Origin of the sequence: Dolichospermum planctonicum, from assembly GCF_005402965.1 — a bacterium.
Classification (GTDB): domain Bacteria; phylum Cyanobacteriota; class Cyanobacteriia; order Cyanobacteriales; family Nostocaceae; genus Dolichospermum; species Dolichospermum planctonicum.
The window spans coordinates 50,640-69,548 of sequence record NZ_BJCF01000011.1 but is presented as its reverse complement, the minus strand read 5'-3'; the positions used below and the strand labels follow the sequence as shown (position 1 = coordinate 69,548).

Genomic DNA, 18,909 nt, shown 5'->3' with positions numbered 1-18,909 from the left:
ACTAATGTATGATTTTGCGATTATTGGTGGGGGAATAGTTGGACTTTCCACCGCAATGGCTTTAGGAGAGCGTTATCCAAATGCCCAAATATTAGTAGTAGAAAAAGAGAGTCAATGGGCATTTCATCAAACTGGTAATAATAGCGGTGTAATTCATTCTGGTATTTACTATAAACCGGGAAGTTTTAAGGCTAAGTTTTCCCGTGAAGGTAGCCGTTCCATGGTAGAATTTTGCCAGAAATATGATATTGATCATGAAGTTTGTGGTAAAGTGATTGTGGCTAGTAATCAACAAGAATTACCCCGCTTAGAAAATCTCTACAAACGCGGTTTAGAAAACGGTATTCCTGTTAAAAGAATTAGTCCAGAAGAAGTCAAGGAAATTGAACCTCACGTTAGTTGTGTTGGTGGAGTTCAAGTATTTAGTACAGGAATTGTTAACTACAAAAAAGTTTGTTTAAAATATGCGGAATTAATTCGTAATCAAGGAGGAGATTTACGCCTTAATACCCAAGTTTTAAAAATTGTCACTAGGGGAAAAAATCAGGTATTAGAAACTAATAATGGCAGTTTTGAAACTCGATTTATAATTAATTGTGCCGGATTACATAGCGATCGCATGGCAAAATTAGGTAAGGCTAATCCTGAAGCTAAGATCGTTCCCTTTCGCGGTGAATATTACGAACTAACCCCAGAAAAACGCTACTTGGTCAAAACTCTCATTTATCCAGTTCCTAACCCTGATTTCCCCTTTCTAGGTGTGCATTTTACCCGCATGATTGATAACAGCGTTCACGCTGGACCAAATGCAGTTTTAAGCCTGAAACGTGAAGGTTATAAAAAAACCGATTTTGACTTTCGAGATTTTGCCGAAGTTATTACCTATCCTGGCTTTTGGAAACTAGCAGGAAAACACGCTCCCGAAGGGATGAAAGAAATAATTCGTTCCTTTAGTAAAGCAGCCTTTGTCAGAAGTTTACAAAAACTAATTCCCGAAGTGCAAGCAGCAGATATAATTCCTACCCATGCAGGAGTTCGCGCTCAAGCATTAATGAATGACGGTTCTCTAGTAGATGACTTTTTAATCATTAATGGTGACAATTCCATTCATGTTTGTAATGCACCTTCACCCGCTGCAACTTCTTCCTTAGAAATTGGTAAAGCTATAGTTAAGCAAATACCAGAACCAACGCATTTACACAGTTTAGTAGCGTAACAGCATCATCTCTTATCTGTGTTCATCTGCATTTATCTGCGGTTAATTATTCTGGAAATTTTCTTTTCTAGTGACTCTTCAAGAAACAAGTTAATTTCACACATCAAAAGTTTTAAAAATCATGAAAATATTAGTCACCGGAACAGAAGGTTATCTTGGTTCTTTATTACCTTCTTTACTCATGCAAAAAGGACATGAAGTTATTGGAGTTGATACTGGATTTTATAAAGTTGGTTGGCTATATAACGGAACTAACTTAACAGCTAAAACCCTAAATAAAGATATTCGTGATATCAATCCCGAAGATTTAGAAGGAGTAGAAGCTATTGTTCACATGGCGGAATTATCTAACGATCCTACTGGACAATTATCACCAAATATCACTTATGATATTAATCATTTAGGTTCAGTTCGTCTGGCTAATCTAGCCAAATCAGTTGGTGTTCGTCGCTTTGTTTATATGTCCTCCTGTAGTGTTTATGGTGTAGCTAGTGAAGGTGATATTACAGAAGAATCACCAGTTAATCCCCAAACAGCTTACGCCGAATGTAAAACATTAGTAGAAAGAGATGTTAAACCATTAGCTGATGATGATTTTTCGCCTACTTTCATGCGGAATGCGACAGCTTTTGGTGCTTCCCCTAGAATGCGATTTGATATAGTTTTAAATAATTTAGCGGGGTTAGCTTGGACTACAAAAGAAATTAAAATGACCAGTGATGGTACACCTTGGCGGCCATTAGTTCACGCTTTAGATATTTGTAAAGCCATTGTTTGTGCCTTAGAAGCACCTAGAGATATTATTCACAATCAAATTTTTAATGTTGGCGATACTGCAAATAATTATCGAGTTAAAGAAATAGCAGAAATTGTTGCCGATGTTTTCCCTGGTTGTCAATTATCTTTTGGTAATAATGGTGCAGATAATCGCAGCTATCGAGTTTGTTTTGAGAAGATTAATAGTATTTTACCAGGATTTAAATGTGATTGGAATGCTCAAATTGGGGCTGAACAATTATTTAGTTTGTTCAAGCAAATTGACATGACAGAAGACACATTCTTATTTAGAGGTTTTACAAGATTAAAGCAATTAGAATATCTGATTCGCACAGAACAAATTGATCGGTATTTTTTCTGGAATCAACAGGAAAATTATTAATTTATTCCGAAAATATTGGAGGTTGGGTTGAGCGACAGCAAAACCCAACACGATTAATAATTTTGTTGGATTTCCTTGAGTCAACCCAACCTACATTTCTTATATACCAAGTCATTTTCTCATATCGGTATTAACATATCATGCAAAAATTACTTACCATTGCCATTCCTACATACAATCGAGCCGAGTTACTAGATAAACAATTAACTTGGTTATCCCGGGCTATCAAAGGATTTAAAACAGAGTGTGAAATTTTAGTTTTTGATAATTGTTCTGATGAATTTATTCCTTTGGGGTAAATCGAATCAAGAATAAATAATTGATAGGTTAGTTTAGGATTGGTGCGTTTCATATCATAAAAACCCTTTATTTTAGAGCAAATAGGGATAGGGAGTAATTGGCCATGAAAAATAATTGTCGCTTTTGTCATAATCCACTGCAACATACCTTTATAAATTTAGGAAAATCACCCATAGCAAATGACTATCTCACATCTGAACAGTTAAATCAAAAAGAAAAGTTTTACCCTCTGCATACCTATGTTTGTGAGGAATGTTTATTGGTGCAGTTAGAAGAATTTGAATCTCCAGATCACATTTTTGGTGATGGTGATTATGCTTACTTTTCTTCCTACTCAGAAAGTTGGTTAGCTCATGCTAAAGCTTACACTGATTTGATGGTAGAAAAGTTTGGTTTTAACAACCATAGCCAAATAATTGAAATTGCTAGTAATGATGGGTATCTCCTCCAGTATTTTCAGGAAAAGGGAATTCCCGTTTTAGGAATAGAACCAGCCGCGAATACTGCTGAAGTTGCTATTGCTAAAGGTATTCCTAGTCTGACTAAATTTTTTGGAATTCAGACAGCCAGAGAATTAGTAGCCGCTAATCAACAAGCTGATTTATTGCTGGGTAATAATGTATTGGCTCATGTACCCAATATCAACGATTTTGTAGCAGGAATGAAGATTGTTTTAAAGCCAAATGGCATTTTAACAATGGAATTTCCCCATTTATTACAGTTAATTGAACATAATCAATTTGACACAATTTACCACGAGCATTTTTCTTATTTATCCTTCCTCTCTGTTGAGCAAATTTTTGCGGCTCATAACTTAACCCTCTTTGATGTTGAAGAATTACCAACTCATGGTGGTTCATTGCGAATTTATGGTAAACATGATCATGCTGCATTTCCCATAATTAGTGAGCGGGTTACCCAACTCAAAGCTAAAGAAATTTATGCTGGCTTAAATCGGCTAGAGACATATATTTTCTTTGAAGAAAAAGTCAAAGATACTAAGTTTAAACTTCTGAAATTTCTACTCACAGCCAAAGCAGAAGGTAAATCAATTGTGGGTTATGGTGCACCTGCTAAAGGTAATACACTCTTAAATTACTGTGGTGTGGATAAAGATTTAATTGATTATACAGTAGATCGAAATCCCCATAAACAAGGACTATTTTTACCAGGAACTCATATTCCTATTTTACATCCTGAAAAAATCCGCGAAACTAAACCTGATTATCTGCTAATTTTACCTTGGAATCTCAAGGATGAGGTCATGCAACAGATGTCATTTATTAGTGAATGGGGTGGTCAGTTTGTCGTACCAATTCCTGAAGTTACAGTTTATCAATATGCTCCCATCGAAATGATGTTAATGGCATCATAAGTAACAATTTTTAATTATGGTGAAGAAGCTTGTGGGCTATGAGATAAAGTTTTATTCAAACAATAATTATCCTCATTCCCACACTTTAAAACCTCATTAAAATCAGGAAAATGTATCTACTAAATCCTCAAGTCCTAATAAATTATTACCAGAGATATCTTTTTACCATGAACAAATTACTAACTATTGCTATTCCTACTTACAATCGAGCCGAGTTACTTAATAAACAATTACGTTGGTTATCTGAAGCTATTAAAGGTTATGAATCTGACTGTGAAATCTTAGTTTCTGATAACTGTTCTACTGACAATACTCAGGCAGTCATTAATAAGTGGAAAGAAAATCTGAACCAGATTACATTTCACACCAATAAAAATAGTGAAAATATTGGGGTAATTAAAAATGTCACTTATTGTCTAGAGGCTGCAAAAACTAAATATGTTTGGGCAATTGGTGATGATGATCCCATTCAAAATCGAGCTATTACTTATGTTTTAGATCAGATTAAACAACAGGACAACTTATCATTATTACTGCTGAATTTTTCTGGTAGAAATAAAATTACTGGTGAAGAAGTACATCCTCCAAAAATAGTTGGTAATCGCTGGTTTGATATTGATAGTGAAGACGGAAATGGTGATGGTAAAGCTATTTTTGAACATAGTTTTGCTAAAAGTGTGGGGGCTGTAATTTTTCTTTCATCAACTATTTTTCGCACGGAAACTGTTCAAAAAGCCCTGGAATTTTGGCCAGAAGGGAAGAAGAATTGGATATACTTTGGTTATTTAACGGGATATTGCGCTGCTCATGGAAAGGTCATTGTCACTAAAGATAACTATTTAGAATGTATTGTTGGTGTTAGTCATTGGCAAAAAGATCCCAAAGCCGCACTTTTAATGCAATACCAACATATACCTGAAGTTATTTTAAAACTTCAAGAAATTGGATATTCTCAAGCATATTGTCGCCGAATGATTGTCCAAAATTTAAAAGAAGTAAACTTAAAAGTCTTTTTAGGGGCAATGAGAAGATGGCCTGTATCGGCTATCAAGACAGTAGTTCCTTTTTTGGCTTTAGCTAGTGTGGCAGCTTTTGAATTAATACCCATGAAAGAATTTAAAGTAGCGGAAGCAGAACTGGAGATAACAACAACTTCCGAAGTCAGAAGCCATAGAGGATAAAGATTAGTGTTAATTGGTAAGTATACTATGCTTCAAAAAATTCAAGAAAAAATCTCAACTTTAAGTTCTGAGTTAAATTATCGAATGTCACTTTGGCATCATGCTAAAAATTTACCTGCCATTAATTCAACAGATAAATTGATTGTTGATACTCTCAAACAATCAGGTGTTTGCATCACATCTTTAGAAGAATTAGGTTTATCATCTACTCCAAAAATGTTGGCTATTGCTAATAGTTTTATACATGGTATGGTAAACTCTAGAAATATCCGTGCCGGATATAAATTACCGCAAATTTATACGGTTACAGATTTACCAGAATTCTTGGCTTGGGGAATTGAAACCCGACTACAAAATATCATTGAGCATTATATAGGTTTACCTATCGCTTTTCATGGTGTTCATGTGCGGAAAGACTTTCCTAATGAGAAGCAATTGGAAACCCTACTATGGCATAAAGATTCTGAAGACAGACGCATGATTAAAGTTATTATCTATCTCAATGATGTCACTGAAGAACATGGGCCATTTGAATATATACCACTGCCAAAAAATCCTCTAGAACGATTAAATAATTATCGAATTGATTATGAATTATGGCGAGTTAATTTTTTAGGAATTAACGATGATAAAATGATGAAAGTTATTCCTAAATCAGCTTGGAAATCATGTCATGGTAAAGCTGGAACTGTAATTTTTACAGATACTAGAAATATTTTACATCACGGAACTGTGAGAAACAAAGAACGTTCAACACTGTTTTTTACATACACATCTAACCTCCCTAAACGACCTGAACTTTGTACACAATATCATGATGATACCTTTGCCAAAATAAATACTCAATTAGGATTAAAGGTATAAACCTAAAATCAAAAAAATTCTATTATCCTCAACAAAAATTTCCTAAACAACTATGATTTTTACCTCTACTAAACTCGCTGGTGCTTTCATTATTGACTTGGAAGAAAAGCCTGATTCTCGCGGTTTTTTTGCTCGCACTTTCTGCGCTGATGAATTTATCGCTCATGGTTTAAAACCCACAGTTGCCCAATGTAACCTTTCTTTTAATCATAAAAAAGGTACATTGCGAGGAATGCACTATCAAACTCTCCCCGCAGCAGAAACAAAATTAATTCGCTGCACTCAAGGAGCTATTTATGATGTAATTGTTGATATGCGTCCTGAATCTCCAACTTATTTATCGCATATTGGTATAGAATTGACTGCCCAAAATCGCCGCGCTCTTTATGTACCAGAAATGTTTGCTCATGGTTATCAAGCTTTAACAGATGGTGCAGAAGTTGTATATCAAGTGGGTGAATTTTATACTCCTGGATATGAACGAGGATTACGTTATGATGACCCAATTTTAGGAATTTCTTGGCCATTAACTGCCACAGAAATGTCTGATAAAGATCGGAATTGGCCTTTACTAGAATCTATTTTGATAGGAGTTTAATTATGATTATTGTTGATAAGGCTTTACAAGCACGGGCTGCATTAGGTAAACCAGTAAAAGTGGCGATGATTGGCGCTGGTTTTATGGGTCGAGGCATTGCTAATCAAATTATCAATTCTGTGCCAGGAATGGAGTTGGTGGCTATTTCTAATCGTCACATTGATACAGCCAAACGAGCTTATTTAGAAGCAGGAATTGAAAATATCAAAATTATTGCCAATTTAGCTGATTTGGAAGATGCAATCGCTGAAAATGAATATGCCATCACCGAAGATGCTATGCTGCTATGTGAAGCAGATGGTATAGATGCAATCATTGAAGTCACCGGGACAATTGAATACGCGACTCATTTGGTCATGTCTGCGATCGCTCATCAAAAGCATATCATCTTAATGAATGCCGAACTTGATGGCACAATTGGACCCATCCTCAAAGTTCACGCAGACCGGGCTGGAGTCATCCTGAGTGCCTGTGACGGCGACCAACCAGGGGTAGAGATGAATCTCTACCGCTTTGTCAAAAGCATCGGTTTAAAGCCCCTTCTGTGTGGCAATATTAAGGGTTTACAAGACCCTTACCGCAACCCCACCACCCAAGCCGGTTTCGCCCAGCGCTGGGGTCAAAATCCCGCCATGGTGACAAGTTTTGCTGATGGTACAAAAATCTCCTTTGAGCAGGCGATCGTAGCTAATGGTACAGGGATGCAAGTAGCCAAGCGGGGGATGTTGGGATATGACTACACGGGTCACGTTGATGAAATGACTAAAATGTACGATATTGACCAACTGCAAGAATTAGGCGGTATCGTTGATTATGTCGTTGGCGCTAAACCAAGTCCGGGAGTATTTGTTTTTGCTACCCATGAAGACCCCAAACAACGTCATTATCTCAACCTGTATAAACTAGGTGAAGGACCTCTCTACAGTTTCTACACCCCCTATCACCTGTGCCATTTTGAAGTTCCCCTATCAGTAGCCCGTGCTGTCCTCTTTCATGATGCTGTACTGACACCAATCGCCGGTCCGGTGGTTGATGTTGTCACCACGGCCAAAATTGACCTCCGAGCCGGAGAAACCATTGATGGTATTGGTTATTACATGACCTATGGACAATGTGAAAATTCCCCCATTGTTCAACAACAAAACTTACTACCAATGGGTATTGCAGAAGGATGTCGCTTGAAGCGCGATATTCCTAAAGATCAGGTTCTCACTTACGATGATGTAGAATTACCTGAAGGCAGACTTTGCGATAAATTACGCGCTGAACAATCAGTTTATTTTGCTCCGGCAGCAGAAACTTTATTGGCACTAATAAAATAGTTTTAAAAAAACTATCAAAATAATTCAGAGGTTTCCTGATATTTTCATTAGACCTCTGAATTTACATATATAATTCCAGAGGCTTCTGTTGAGTCTAAAATTATTTTTTTGACTAGCTACTTTCAGCACGAAGGACAGGGAGAGAAGAAAAAATATTTAACTCAACGATTTGGATATAGAAAGATGTATTTTAGCAGGGATTATTTTCATAAATTCGTGAGGTTTTTTATGGTTCATACTCCTATTAAACAAGATAAATTAATTGATAATCAACCAATGATACAACCGGGGAATATTGGTCAAGAAATTTATCAATTGATGACTCAAATGTATCCTATTTGCCGCAGTATTACTGGTAATGGTGTTCGGGAGACTCTCCGGTTAATTCAACAGCATATTCCTTTACTAGTTCATGAAGTTCCTTCTGGTACTCAAGTATTTGATTGGACAGTACCTAAAGAATGGAATATTCGAGATGCTTATATCAAAAACTCTGAAGGTGAACGGATTATTGATTTCAAAAAATCCAATCTTCATGTTGTTAATTATAGTGTGCCTGTACATCAGAAAATTTCTTTATCTGAATTAAAAAATCACTTATTTACTCTGCCAGATTATCCAGATTGGGTTCCTTATCGCACTTCATATTATCGAGAAAGTTGGGGCTTTTGTTTAAGTCATAATCAATATCTGGGATTACGAGATGAAGAATATGAAGTTTGTATAGATTCTTCTTTAGAGCCTGGTTATCTCAGTTATGGTGAGTATTATATTCCCGGAGATACCAGTGATGAAGTGCTAATTTCTTGTCATGTTTGTCACCCTTCATTGGCAAATGATAACCTTTCTGGAATAGCGATCGCTACTTTTTTAGCTAAACATCTTAGCCAGATATCTTTAAACTATTCTTACAGATTTCTGTTTATTCCAGGGACGATTGGTTCTATTACTTGGCTGTCTTTAAATGAGGCACAAGTTCACAATATTAAACATGGTTTAGTATTAACTTGTCTTGGTGATCCAGGAAAAATTAATTATAAAAAAAGTCGCCGAGGTGATGCTGAAATTGATCGGATATTAGTTCATATTATGCAAAACGGAAAAGAAAAATATGAAATTATTGATTTTTTCCCTTATGGTTATGATGAAAGGCAATATTGTTCTCCTGGATTTAATCTCGCTGTAGGTTGCTTGATGCGATCGCCTCATGGTAGTTTTCCTGAATATCATACATCCGCCGATAATTTGTCATTTGTCCAAATTCCTGATTTAGTAGATTCTTTCTCCAAATGTTTATCGGCCATGGAGATTCTAGAAGACAATAAAACCTACTTAAATCAGAATCCTAAATGTGAACCAAGACTGGGGAAAAGAGGGTTATATCGGGCAGTGGGTGGACAAGCAGAAGAACAACTCAATGAACTAGCAATTCTTTGGGTACTAAATTTATCAGATGGTAATCATAGTTTGTTGGATATTGCTGATAAATCTGGTTTGCCATTTACAGTGATCAAACAATCAGCCGATGCCTTATTTAAACATGATTTATTGCAGTTAAAATGAACAACTTCATTTCGAGCTTATCTGAGCAAAAAATACTAATTACAGGTGCTAGTGGCTTCCTGGGAAATCATTTATGCGATCGCTTGTGTCAAATTGGTGCAGAAGTACACGCAATTTCCCGGCGAGTACAGACATCAGCAACCCCCAATTTAAACTGGTGGCAAAGCAATTTAGAAGACATAGAATCCGTAGAAAAACTGTTAATGAAAATTCAGCCAGATGTGATCTTTCATTTATCTGGTAACGTCACAGGTGCAGCGGGAGCAGAACTGGTATTACCCACTTATCACAGTTTACTCACCAGTACCGTTAACATTTTAACAGTAGCCACCAAAATAGAATGCCAACGTATCGTCCTCATCGGCTCTCTGGAAGAACCAGAATTGAGTAATCAGGAAATTATTCCCGCCTCTCCCTACGCCGCTGCTAAATGGGCTAGTAGTGCCTATGGGAGGATGTTTCATCAACTTTATCAAACACCCGTAGTCATAGCCCGGACTTTTATGACTTATGGACCTAGACAACCCGGACACAAAATTATTCCTTCAGTCATCCTGTCCTTATTAAAAAATCAGCCGCCAAAACTAGCCAGTGGTAAACGAGAAGTTGATTGGATTTACGTAGATGATGTCATTACCGGACTAATTGCTGCTGCACAGAGGCCGAACATTGAAGGTGGCACTTATGATTTAGGTTCAGGGATTCTGGTATCAATTCGCCAAGTTGTAGAAAACATCAGAGACTTATTAGGTGCGCCTGTTCAGCCTTTATTTGGCGTGTTACCAGATAGGCCAATCGAAAAAGTCACAATTGCCAATACTAGCCTCACTCAAACCAAACTTAATTGGCAACCTATCACACCTTTAGATATAGGTTTAGCACAAACAATAGATTGGTATAAAAATCAATTAATACGGAATAGGAATTAGTAATTACCAATTACCAATTACCAATTACCCATCACCCATGACCAAATTATAGGAAACCCGTTATGAAAATTGCTCTCGTCCATGATTACTTAACTCAGCGCGGTGGAGCAGAACGCGTATTTGAATTATTGTGCAAACGCTATCCCGAAGCCGACATTTTCACCTCATTATATGATGCACAAAAGAGTATTGATCTAGGGGAAAGAATTATCAATACCACATTTTTGCAGAAAATTCCTGGTGCAACCAAATATTTTCGGATGTTAGCTCCCCTGTATTTTCCAGCATTTCGGTCTTTGGATCTACAAGACTATGACTTGATTATTAGCAGTAGCACAAGTTTTGCCAAGGCAGTACGGAAAAAACCCCAAGCCAGACATATTTGTTTTTGTCATAATGTTACCCGTTTTTTATGGGATACAGAAACTTATTTACGGGAATATGGAGACTATAGATACTTTGCTCCCCTGATTGAAAAAGTATTTAAAATCATCAGAAATCTAGACCTGAAATATGCTCAAGAACCGGATCTTTACATTGCCAACTCTAGCATTGTTGCCCAGCGAATTGAAAAGATATATCACAAACAAGCCATTGTTGTTAATTATCCAATTGATACAAGCAACTTTGTTTTTTCCGATACTAAAGAGGAATATTACCTGGCATCGGCGCGGATGATAAGTTATAAACGTCTTGATATAATAGTCGAAGCTTTTAATTGGCTAGGCTGGAATTTATTAATATCAGGTGATGGACCAGAACAAGAAAAATTAAAAGCTCAGGCATTACCCAACATCCAATTTCTTGGTCATGTTAGTGATAAAGAACGTAAAGACTTATTTTCTAAAGCCAAATCAATTATTGTTGCGGCTTTAGAAGATTATGGATTAGTTCCAGTCGAGGCAAATGCTAGTGGTACACCAGTAATTGCCTATGGAGCAGGTGGAGTATTAGATACTCAAATACCAGGGAAAACAGGTGTATTTTTTCAAAGACAAACACCATGCTCTTTACAAGCAGCATTACTAGAAGCTGGAGGAATATCTTGGGATTATGAAACCATTCGTAATCATGCTGTTAGCAAGTTTTCAGAACAGTCATTTTTTGGTAAAGTTGAGCGAATTATTGATCAAGCCAGTGGTGTCTATTGTTAATTTATTTGATTGTTTAGGTGTTTGGGTAGTGTATAGTAGATAAGGATAATAAAAGTGGTTCAAACTAGTCTAAATCCAAATATAAATTCAGCCTCAGAAACCGATCCAGGTTACGGACAAATCTTTGCTGTACTGTGGCGACGATTTCCCTGGATATTATTAGTATTTTTGAGTTCTACAGCCATCGCTGGTATCATGGCCTTAAAAACAGAACCCAGCTTCAAAAGCACCATGCAATTGTTAGTAGAACCTAACTATCAAGGGAAGAAAGAAACTGATAACACCGAAAGTCAGTTTACCGATACTAACATCGAGATAGATACCGCTACTCAACTGAACTTAATGCAGAGTTCTGGACTGATTCAAAAAGCAGTTGATAAACTCAAATCTGAATATCCAGACTTAACAGTAATGGATTTAAAAAACTCTTTGGTCTTAAATCAAATCAAGACCAAAGATGATAATATTGCCACTAAAATCTTTCAAGTTGATTATAGCGATAACGATCCAGAGAAAACTAAAAAAGTTCTGAATACTATTCAGCAAGTTTATTTAGAATATAACAAACAACAGCAAAATTCACGCTTACAAAAGGGTCTACAAGTCATTAAAGATCAATTAAGAAAAGCTACCGATGAAGTAACTGTTTCCGAAGCAAATCTACAACGATTTCGCAGAAATCAGAATTTAATTGATCCAGAAACTCAGGCCAAAACCATAGAGACCACTTTAAATACTGTGCAACAGGAACGACAAGCAACTCGTTCTCAGTATGAAGAAGCTTTAGCAAAACAAAAATCTTTGCAAGCACAACTAAACCGTTCTCCACAAAATGCTCTAGTTTCTTCTCGTTTAAGTCAGTCTACCCGCTACCAAGGTTTACTCAATGAAATCCAAAAAACAGAACTAGCTTTAGCACAGGAACGCTTACGCTTCACTGAAGATACTCCCAGCGTTCAAAAATTACAAGAACAACTGCAAAGTCAAAAACAACTTTTGCAAAAAGAAGTTAGCAGAACTTTAGGACAAAGTTCTAATCCAGTCCTTAGTTCTGGAGACAATCTTTTACAACAAGGACAACTTGGAGAAATTGATCTTAATCTCACAGGTCAATTAGTAGAAACCCAAACTACCATAGTTGCATTAACAGCCCGCGACCAAACTTTAGCAGCAAAAGAAAAAGAATTACAAACGGATCTAAAGCGGTTTCCTTCTCTATTGGCTTATTACAATCGCATACTTCCCCAATTACAATTTAGCAGAGAAAGATTGGAGCAATTATTAAGATCTGAACAAAAATTACGTCAAGAACTTTCTAAAGGTGGATTTAATTGGGAAGTAGTAGAAGAACCCCAAGAAGGAGTTCAAACTGGTCCCAACATCAGACAAAACCTATTATTAGGAGCAGTAATTGGTTTAATGTTAGGAGGTATTGCTGCCTTTATTCGTGAAGCATCTGATGATTCTGTGCATACTACGGCTGAATTAGAAAAACAGGTTTCTCTCCCCTTATTAGGAACAACTCCTAAATTGCCACCTGCTAAACCCAGAGAATCAATGATCAAATTGCCATTTGGCAAACCAGAAGTTCTTGCTCCTTGGACAATTCAGGTACTACAATCTCCTCCCCGCTGGGAATCACTTGATCTCATTTACAAAAATATCGAACTACTCAATAATGTCTCTGATTTGAGATCCTTAATGGTGACATCAGCATTACCAGATAATGGTAAGTCAGCTTTGGCGTTAGGTCTAGCTATGAGTGCGGCTCGTTTGCATAAAAAGGTCTTACTTATTGATGCTAACCTCCGCGATCCTAATCTCCACAAACAACTAAATCTTCCCAATGAACAGGGACTTTCAACTTTATTAGAAAGTGAAGTTAATCTACCTAATCACATCAGTGTTCCTTACTCTGGCTCATCTTACATTGACATTTTAACCGCTGGACCAATACCGACTGATCCTGCCCATCTTTTGAGTTCTCCTCGCATGAAGCAATTGATGGCCGCATTTGAAGAAAATTATGATTTGGTACTCATAGATGCCCCTTCCGTTCTTGGTTTAGTGGATGCTATGCTCACAGCATCATCTTGTCGAAGTGTGATCATAATGGCAAGTATTGGTAAAGTGACACGCACCCAACTTAATCAAGCTACAGCGATGTTGAGTAAGTTAAATTTGATTGGAGTTGTAGCTAATGGTGTATCTTCATCTGATAGCACCTATGTCCCTTATGTAAAGCCAAAACAATTCGTTTTGCAACCAGCAATGGAAGAATAAGGCAGAATATTTGATCACTCAATTTAGTTAAATAGTTAGGACATTCTCAAACACCCCCGGACTCCAATAGGTAGTCATGGGGTTTTTGGCATTGAATAATTTCTCAACAACAATATCCTCGACTGCTCTAAGAAGTCGGGTCTCTGAAATGAGATTCAAAAATAAAATAAAAATAAAATATGAGTTTTATATATTTGATAATAATATGTTTTATGAAAACCAAATTTTGGTTAACTTTATTTAGTGACAATTAATTCATTTATCGTAGCTTAATATTTTGCCAATAAAAGTAATATCTATTTAAAGAGTGAATAAAGAAGTTGTTTATCCATGATCTATTAATCAAAGGTCTTATATTGTAGAGATCGAAAGACATATTAAAATCCTCAAACCTAAAGGAAATACGAAGTGGCGTTAATTCATAGCTATCTTAGTTAATTTTTGCTATTGATATTGACATATACAGATATTATTAGGAGAACCTATCTAGCAATGAAAGTTAAATTCACTTCAAATATTTAATATCTGCTTTTATTGTGAATAAAACGACAGAAAAACAGTAATCCTAATTTTCTGTGACTGGAGATACACTCAATCTTTTACTATTTTATCACTGACAATATTATGCCAACCTCAGTTATTTCTAATCTAAATAATAACTCTATTATACCTCAGCAGTCTGAAAATATTAGCTCCCTATCCTGCACATTAAAATGGCGCAGAGGAAAGTTATTAGTCAAAAGTTCTGGAAAATTGCCACATCCCTATTTAGCTTCACTAGAGAATCAACAATCTTTAATAGAGTGCTTAAAACATTCTCCAATTACCTTAGTGAGCATAGATCCAAAAATCGGTGATTCTTTATTAAGACTTTGGGCAGATGCTTGTCAAAAGGCTAATAAGCCCATATTTATGAGTATTCCTAGTTATCAGAAATTGCCAAAAAAAAGTAATGAATTTTTCAGATTTTTTTCAAGAATAATTGATTGGAATTTTGCGTTATTTTTACTCTTATTTATGATGCCATTTCTGATTGGAGGATTGATAATTATGCAAATATATTCCGCCAGAATTCTGCTTAATTATGAATGGTATGTTGGCGCAAATGGTCAACTTTTTCAGGCGATCAAATTTCACTCAAAGTTCAAAGATGATACCAGAAATTTCCCCTCTGGTTTATGTAAATACTTTCTGGATATTTTCTCTAATTTATTGAATGTATTGCAGGGAAAATATTGCTTAATTAACAATCATTGTTTATCTTTAGAAGATGCAGTCAAATTAAGTTTAGAAGAACAGAAAAAAGTTAAATCAACTAACCGAATTTATCAATATATGGCAGATAAAGGCTAAAATTTAAATGCCTACAGATCAGGGAAATTATCTAATTTTCTATTGGATGAATATTTCCTGTTTTGATGTTTTTCATCGTGAATTATGCACCTAATTAAAAACAAGGAAAACTATGCAGACAGCATTTATACTGTCAACGGTAAAACTCTTCCAGGCTACAAGTTTTTGGCAAAATAATCGGTTAATATTACGACAATTTAAACATTTTCGAATTGTAGCAATTTTAGCCTTAGTGTTTTCAATTTTATCTGCAAGTTTTGAAGGGTTTGGTTTAGGATTTCTATTGGTATTCTTGCAAAGTTTAACTACTCCTGGTGCTGAACCGGTAAAAACAGGAATTGAGTGGTTTGATATTTTGATTTTAGGAATTAATGGTTCAGTAAATGATCGATTATATCGAGTATCAGCTTTAATTGTGATCACAACCTGTATGCGTGCATCTTTTAACTACTTAGCACAAATTTGCATCCAGTTTAGCGAAATAAGTTTAGTAGACACGCTCCGTAAAAGAGTTTTTGAACAATTGGAGGCTCAAACTCTCAGCTATTTTAATCAGAAAAAATCTGGAGAATTAATTAATATACTCACCAATGAAATGGAGAGAATTAGACAAATTTTTGGGGGTATAGCTTTTTTAATTACTAGAATCTTCGCACTCATAGTCTATTCTGTTTCCCTGTTTATCCTTTCATGGAAACTCTCCATAGTTTCAATTTTGCTATTTAGTCTTTTGGCGGTGGCATTATCTACACTAAATAAACAAATTAGAGAACGTAGTTTTGGTATTACTACAGCTAATGATAACTTTACTTCTAGGACGCTAGAGTTTATTCAAGGTATACGCACAATTCATGCTTTTTCTACTCAAGAATTTGAGCGCAAACGGTATTATAAAGCAAGTGAAAAAATAGTTGACACTTTGAAAAGTGTTTACTGGATTTCTTTGGTAGTTAAACCTTTAGCTGAGAGTATATCTACTCTAATTCTGATTAGTATGATCATTGTGGCACTAGTCACAGGTTTAATGAAGGTTTCAGCTTTGTTGACCTTTTTCTTTGTACTATTTCGCATTATCCCTATGACTCAAGATTTGAATGGAGTTGTAGCTTTTTTAACTACCCAATCCGGAGCAGTAGAAAATATTAAGAATCTCCTGAAAACTGATGATAAAATCTACTTTCAAAATGGCACACTCAAATTTCTAGGTTTAAAAAGGTCAATTGATTTAGTATCTGTAGATTTTGATTATGGTCTTAATCAACGAGTTTTACATAATATTACTCTCTCAATTAAACAAGGTGAAATGACGGCATTAATTGGTTCATCTGGTGCCGGAAAAACTACACTTGCAGATTTAATTCCTCGTTTTCATGATGCTAGTGATGGCTATATTTATATAGATGAAGTTGATATTCGCAAATTTGAAATCAACTCTCTTCGTCGTCAGATAGCAGTTGTTAGTCAGGATACATTTATTTTCAATACTTCTGTTTGGAAAAATATTGCTTATGGTACACCAAAAGTAACAGAAACGGAAATTAAAGAAGCCGCTCGATTGGCAAATGCTCTAGAATTTATTTTAGAAATGCCGGAGGGGTTTAATACACAATTAGGAGATAGAGGTGTTCGGTTATCAGGCGGACAAAGACAAAGAATTGCTATTGCCCGGGCATTGCTGAGAAATCCAGAAATTTTGATTTTAGATGAAGCTACAAGTGCCTTAGATTCTGTTTCTGAACGTTTAATTCAAGAGTCACTAGAAAAGCTATCTGCTGGCCGCACAGTAATTGCTATTGCTCACCGTCTTTCTACTATTGCTAAGGCAAATAAAGTTGTAGTTTTAGAACAGGGACGAATAGTAGAACAGGGTAAATATCAAGAACTTTTAGCACAAAAAGGTAAACTTTGGCAATATCACCAAATGCAGTATGAAGTTAGCCATAGACATGATGATTAATATGATTATAAATCATAAATCCGGTTTTAATTACTCAAATTATCCAGGTAAATAATGTAGATAATAATAGCAATGAATAATTCTTTTTTAGGATTTCTATCCTTAACTTTTGCTAAAGTAAACAAATCTACTAATTATCAAAATAACTTGGCAGAAAAATTACAAAATCAGCCAAAACTTTTTTGTATAGCCCATTATTTACCACCTTTAAGAACGCCAATTGCCCATAGGGCTAATAAACTATTGGGAGAATTTCAAAAAACTTGGCAAATCAATGTATTAACAGCTACACAGGATGGTTATTTATCAGAAAAATCTAATATTCATTATGTAAAAAGTTGGTATCCACAAACTTTAATTACATGGCTAGGAAAACTGAGACTTGAGAAAATATTAACATTATTAATTTGGCCAGATTCAGAGATATTTTGGTTTTTACCAGCAGTATTAAAAGGCTATCAATTAATTAAAAAGCAACAACCAGATGCTATTTTTGTGATTATGATGCCCTATTCTGCAGGTTTAGTGGGAGTTGCGCTAAAATTCCTCACAAGGTTACCTTTAATAGTTAGTTTAGATGATTCACTTATTTGTACTGATATGCACCCTAAGTCTGTCAGTTGGTTACATTATCATCTCGAAATTTGGCTAGAAAACCTTTATGTTCGACAAGCAAATGCGGTAGTTTATGTTTCTCAATTCAATTTAGATGTAGTCAAAAATCGTCAGCCTGAAACGCAAAAATCAAAGTTTCATTTAATTCGTTGTGGTGCAGATCCTTTAGATTTTGCTACTCCTATTAACTCGAAAAATGATAATTCATCTTTTGAGATTATTTATACAGGTGGGATGAATGGCTGGTATGATTTCTATCATTTACCTCAAGAACAAACCTTGCTGAAAAAACTTTATCATGCTTGGTTGAAATGGGGATATTATGAACGAGCAAAAATTGATTATCGTAGTTCTAGTCCAGTTTTTGTGGGTGAAGCTATCAGAAAAGTAAATGCAGAAAACCCGGAATGGCAAAGCAAAATCAAACTCTCGATTTATGGTAATAGTTTTCCAGAATTTGTGGTTAATCGAGTTTTAGAAAATCAAAATCTAACAGATATAGTAACTGTATGTGGAGCATTACCTCACTTTCAAGCTATTCAATTAGCTAGACAAGCAGATTTATTATTAATAACTTTACCAAATCGTCCAGATGGTTCACAAGGAGGAAGAATTTCTTGTAAAACCTATGAATATTTGATGACAGATAGACCTATTTTAGCAGCAGTACCTCATGGAGAAAACTGGAATTACTTACAAGATAAACCAGGTGTTTGGTTAGTAGAACCTACGGATGTAAAAGCTATGAATGAAGTAATTTCTCACATAATAACAGCTAAGTTTTCTGGCTCTCCTTTACGATTTGATCGCAGTCATTTAAAAAATGAATTAAGTTATCAAATTCTGGTGCAAGACTACTTAAAAATTTTTGACAGTATTTGCTCAACCGCAACTTTAACTAATTATTTTCATTGTAAAGTAGGTTAATTACCGTACATAAGCATCAGACAAATTCAAGGTGTAATGAAACAATATAAAAATTTCAATTGCACTCTTAAGTTTCATCTTTTAATCAAGTATTCTGTTTATTTTTTGGATAA

The 18,909-nt window shown here is 35.5% G+C and carries 14 protein-coding genes and 1 pseudogene; all 15 read left to right on the top strand.

Going from position 1 to position 18,909, the window contains the following annotated elements:
• Positions 1–4 precede the first annotated feature (4 nt).
• Positions 5–1,216, top strand: coding sequence for an L-2-hydroxyglutarate dehydrogenase (gene lhgD, locus FFO06_RS07175; protein WP_137907425.1), 1,212 nt, complete (start codon positions 5–7; stop codon positions 1,214–1,216).
• A gap of 121 nt (positions 1,217–1,337) precedes the next feature.
• Positions 1,338–2,375: an NAD-dependent epimerase/dehydratase family protein gene (locus tag FFO06_RS07170; protein ID WP_137907424.1), complete on the top strand. Its 1,038-nt coding sequence runs from the start codon at positions 1,338–1,340 to the stop codon at positions 2,373–2,375.
• A 140-nt stretch (positions 2,376–2,515) separates the two neighbouring features.
• A pseudogene (locus tag FFO06_RS07165) lies at positions 2,516–2,656 on the top strand (glycosyltransferase family 2 protein); the annotation flags it as partial.
• A 122-nt stretch (positions 2,657–2,778) separates the two neighbouring features.
• Entirely contained in the window at positions 2,779–4,050 is a 1,272-nt protein-coding gene (locus FFO06_RS07160; protein WP_137907423.1) for a class I SAM-dependent methyltransferase, read from the top strand.
• Between the two features lie 167 nt (positions 4,051–4,217).
• Positions 4,218–5,231, top strand: a complete 1,014-nt coding sequence (locus tag FFO06_RS07155) for a glycosyltransferase family 2 protein (protein WP_137907422.1) — start codon at positions 4,218–4,220, stop codon at positions 5,229–5,231.
• A gap of 27 nt (positions 5,232–5,258) precedes the next feature.
• Positions 5,259–6,095 carry a phytanoyl-CoA dioxygenase family protein gene (locus FFO06_RS07150; protein WP_137907421.1) on the top strand — a complete coding sequence of 279 codons (837 nt, stop codon included), beginning with the start codon at positions 5,259–5,261 and terminating at the stop codon, positions 6,093–6,095.
• A 52-nt stretch (positions 6,096–6,147) separates the two neighbouring features.
• A complete protein-coding gene (rfbC, locus tag FFO06_RS07145; protein ID WP_137907420.1) occupies positions 6,148–6,693 on the top strand; it encodes a dTDP-4-dehydrorhamnose 3,5-epimerase in 546 nt (181 codons plus the stop codon).
• A gap of 2 nt (positions 6,694–6,695) precedes the next feature.
• Positions 6,696–8,015 (top strand): NAD(P)H-dependent oxidoreductase, encoded by a 1,320-nt coding sequence (locus FFO06_RS07140; RefSeq protein WP_137907419.1) that lies wholly within the window; start codon positions 6,696–6,698, stop codon positions 8,013–8,015.
• 228 nt (positions 8,016–8,243) lie between these two features.
• On the top strand, positions 8,244–9,578 hold the full coding sequence (locus tag FFO06_RS07135) for a DUF4910 domain-containing protein (protein WP_228036453.1): 1,335 nt from the start codon (positions 8,244–8,246) through the stop codon (positions 9,576–9,578).
• A complete protein-coding gene (locus FFO06_RS07130; protein ID WP_137907418.1) occupies positions 9,575–10,507 on the top strand; it encodes an NAD-dependent epimerase/dehydratase family protein in 933 nt (310 codons plus the stop codon). Before FFO06_RS07135 ends, FFO06_RS07130 begins: the two co-directional genes overlap by 4 nt.
• A gap of 62 nt (positions 10,508–10,569) precedes the next feature.
• On the top strand, positions 10,570–11,661 hold the full coding sequence (locus FFO06_RS07125; protein WP_137907417.1) for a glycosyltransferase: 1,092 nt from the start codon (positions 10,570–10,572) through the stop codon (positions 11,659–11,661).
• A 54-nt stretch (positions 11,662–11,715) separates the two neighbouring features.
• On the top strand, positions 11,716–13,944 hold the full coding sequence (locus tag FFO06_RS07120) for a GumC family protein (protein ID WP_137907416.1): 2,229 nt from the start codon (positions 11,716–11,718) through the stop codon (positions 13,942–13,944).
• Positions 13,945–14,568: 624 nt separating this feature from the next.
• The gene (gene hepC / locus FFO06_RS22550; protein ID WP_137907415.1) at positions 14,569–15,297 is read left to right on the top strand and encodes a heterocyst development glycosyltransferase HepC; all 729 of its coding nucleotides are present in this window, start codon (positions 14,569–14,571) and stop codon (positions 15,295–15,297) included.
• Between the two features lie 112 nt (positions 15,298–15,409).
• Positions 15,410–17,254 carry a heterocyst formation ABC transporter subunit HepA gene (hepA, locus tag FFO06_RS07110; RefSeq protein WP_137907414.1) on the top strand — a complete coding sequence of 615 codons (1,845 nt, stop codon included), beginning with the start codon at positions 15,410–15,412 and terminating at the stop codon, positions 17,252–17,254.
• A 72-nt stretch (positions 17,255–17,326) separates the two neighbouring features.
• Positions 17,327–18,796: a glycosyltransferase gene (locus FFO06_RS07105; RefSeq protein WP_137907413.1), complete on the top strand. Its 1,470-nt coding sequence runs from the start codon at positions 17,327–17,329 to the stop codon at positions 18,794–18,796.
• Positions 18,797–18,909: the final 113 nt, after the last annotated feature.

Coding starts and splice junctions, on each gene's coding strand:
- lhgD (WP_137907425.1), top strand. CDS start 5: ATGTATGATTTTGCGATTATTGGTGGGGGAATAGTTGGACTTTCCACC.
- FFO06_RS07170 (WP_137907424.1), top strand. CDS start 1,338: ATGAAAATATTAGTCACCGGAACAGAAGGTTATCTTGGTTCTTTATTA.
- FFO06_RS07160 (WP_137907423.1), top strand. CDS start 2,779: ATGAAAAATAATTGTCGCTTTTGTCATAATCCACTGCAACATACCTTT.
- FFO06_RS07155 (WP_137907422.1), top strand. CDS start 4,218: ATGAACAAATTACTAACTATTGCTATTCCTACTTACAATCGAGCCGAG.
- FFO06_RS07150 (WP_137907421.1), top strand. CDS start 5,259: ATGCTTCAAAAAATTCAAGAAAAAATCTCAACTTTAAGTTCTGAGTTA.
- rfbC (WP_137907420.1), top strand. CDS start 6,148: ATGATTTTTACCTCTACTAAACTCGCTGGTGCTTTCATTATTGACTTG.
- FFO06_RS07140 (WP_137907419.1), top strand. CDS start 6,696: ATGATTATTGTTGATAAGGCTTTACAAGCACGGGCTGCATTAGGTAAA.
- FFO06_RS07135 (WP_228036453.1), top strand. CDS start 8,244: ATGGTTCATACTCCTATTAAACAAGATAAATTAATTGATAATCAACCA.
- FFO06_RS07130 (WP_137907418.1), top strand. CDS start 9,575: ATGAACAACTTCATTTCGAGCTTATCTGAGCAAAAAATACTAATTACA.
- FFO06_RS07125 (WP_137907417.1), top strand. CDS start 10,570: ATGAAAATTGCTCTCGTCCATGATTACTTAACTCAGCGCGGTGGAGCA.
- hepC (WP_137907415.1), top strand. CDS start 14,569: ATGCCAACCTCAGTTATTTCTAATCTAAATAATAACTCTATTATACCT.
- hepA (WP_137907414.1), top strand. CDS start 15,410: ATGCAGACAGCATTTATACTGTCAACGGTAAAACTCTTCCAGGCTACA.
- FFO06_RS07105 (WP_137907413.1), top strand. CDS start 17,327: ATGAATAATTCTTTTTTAGGATTTCTATCCTTAACTTTTGCTAAAGTA.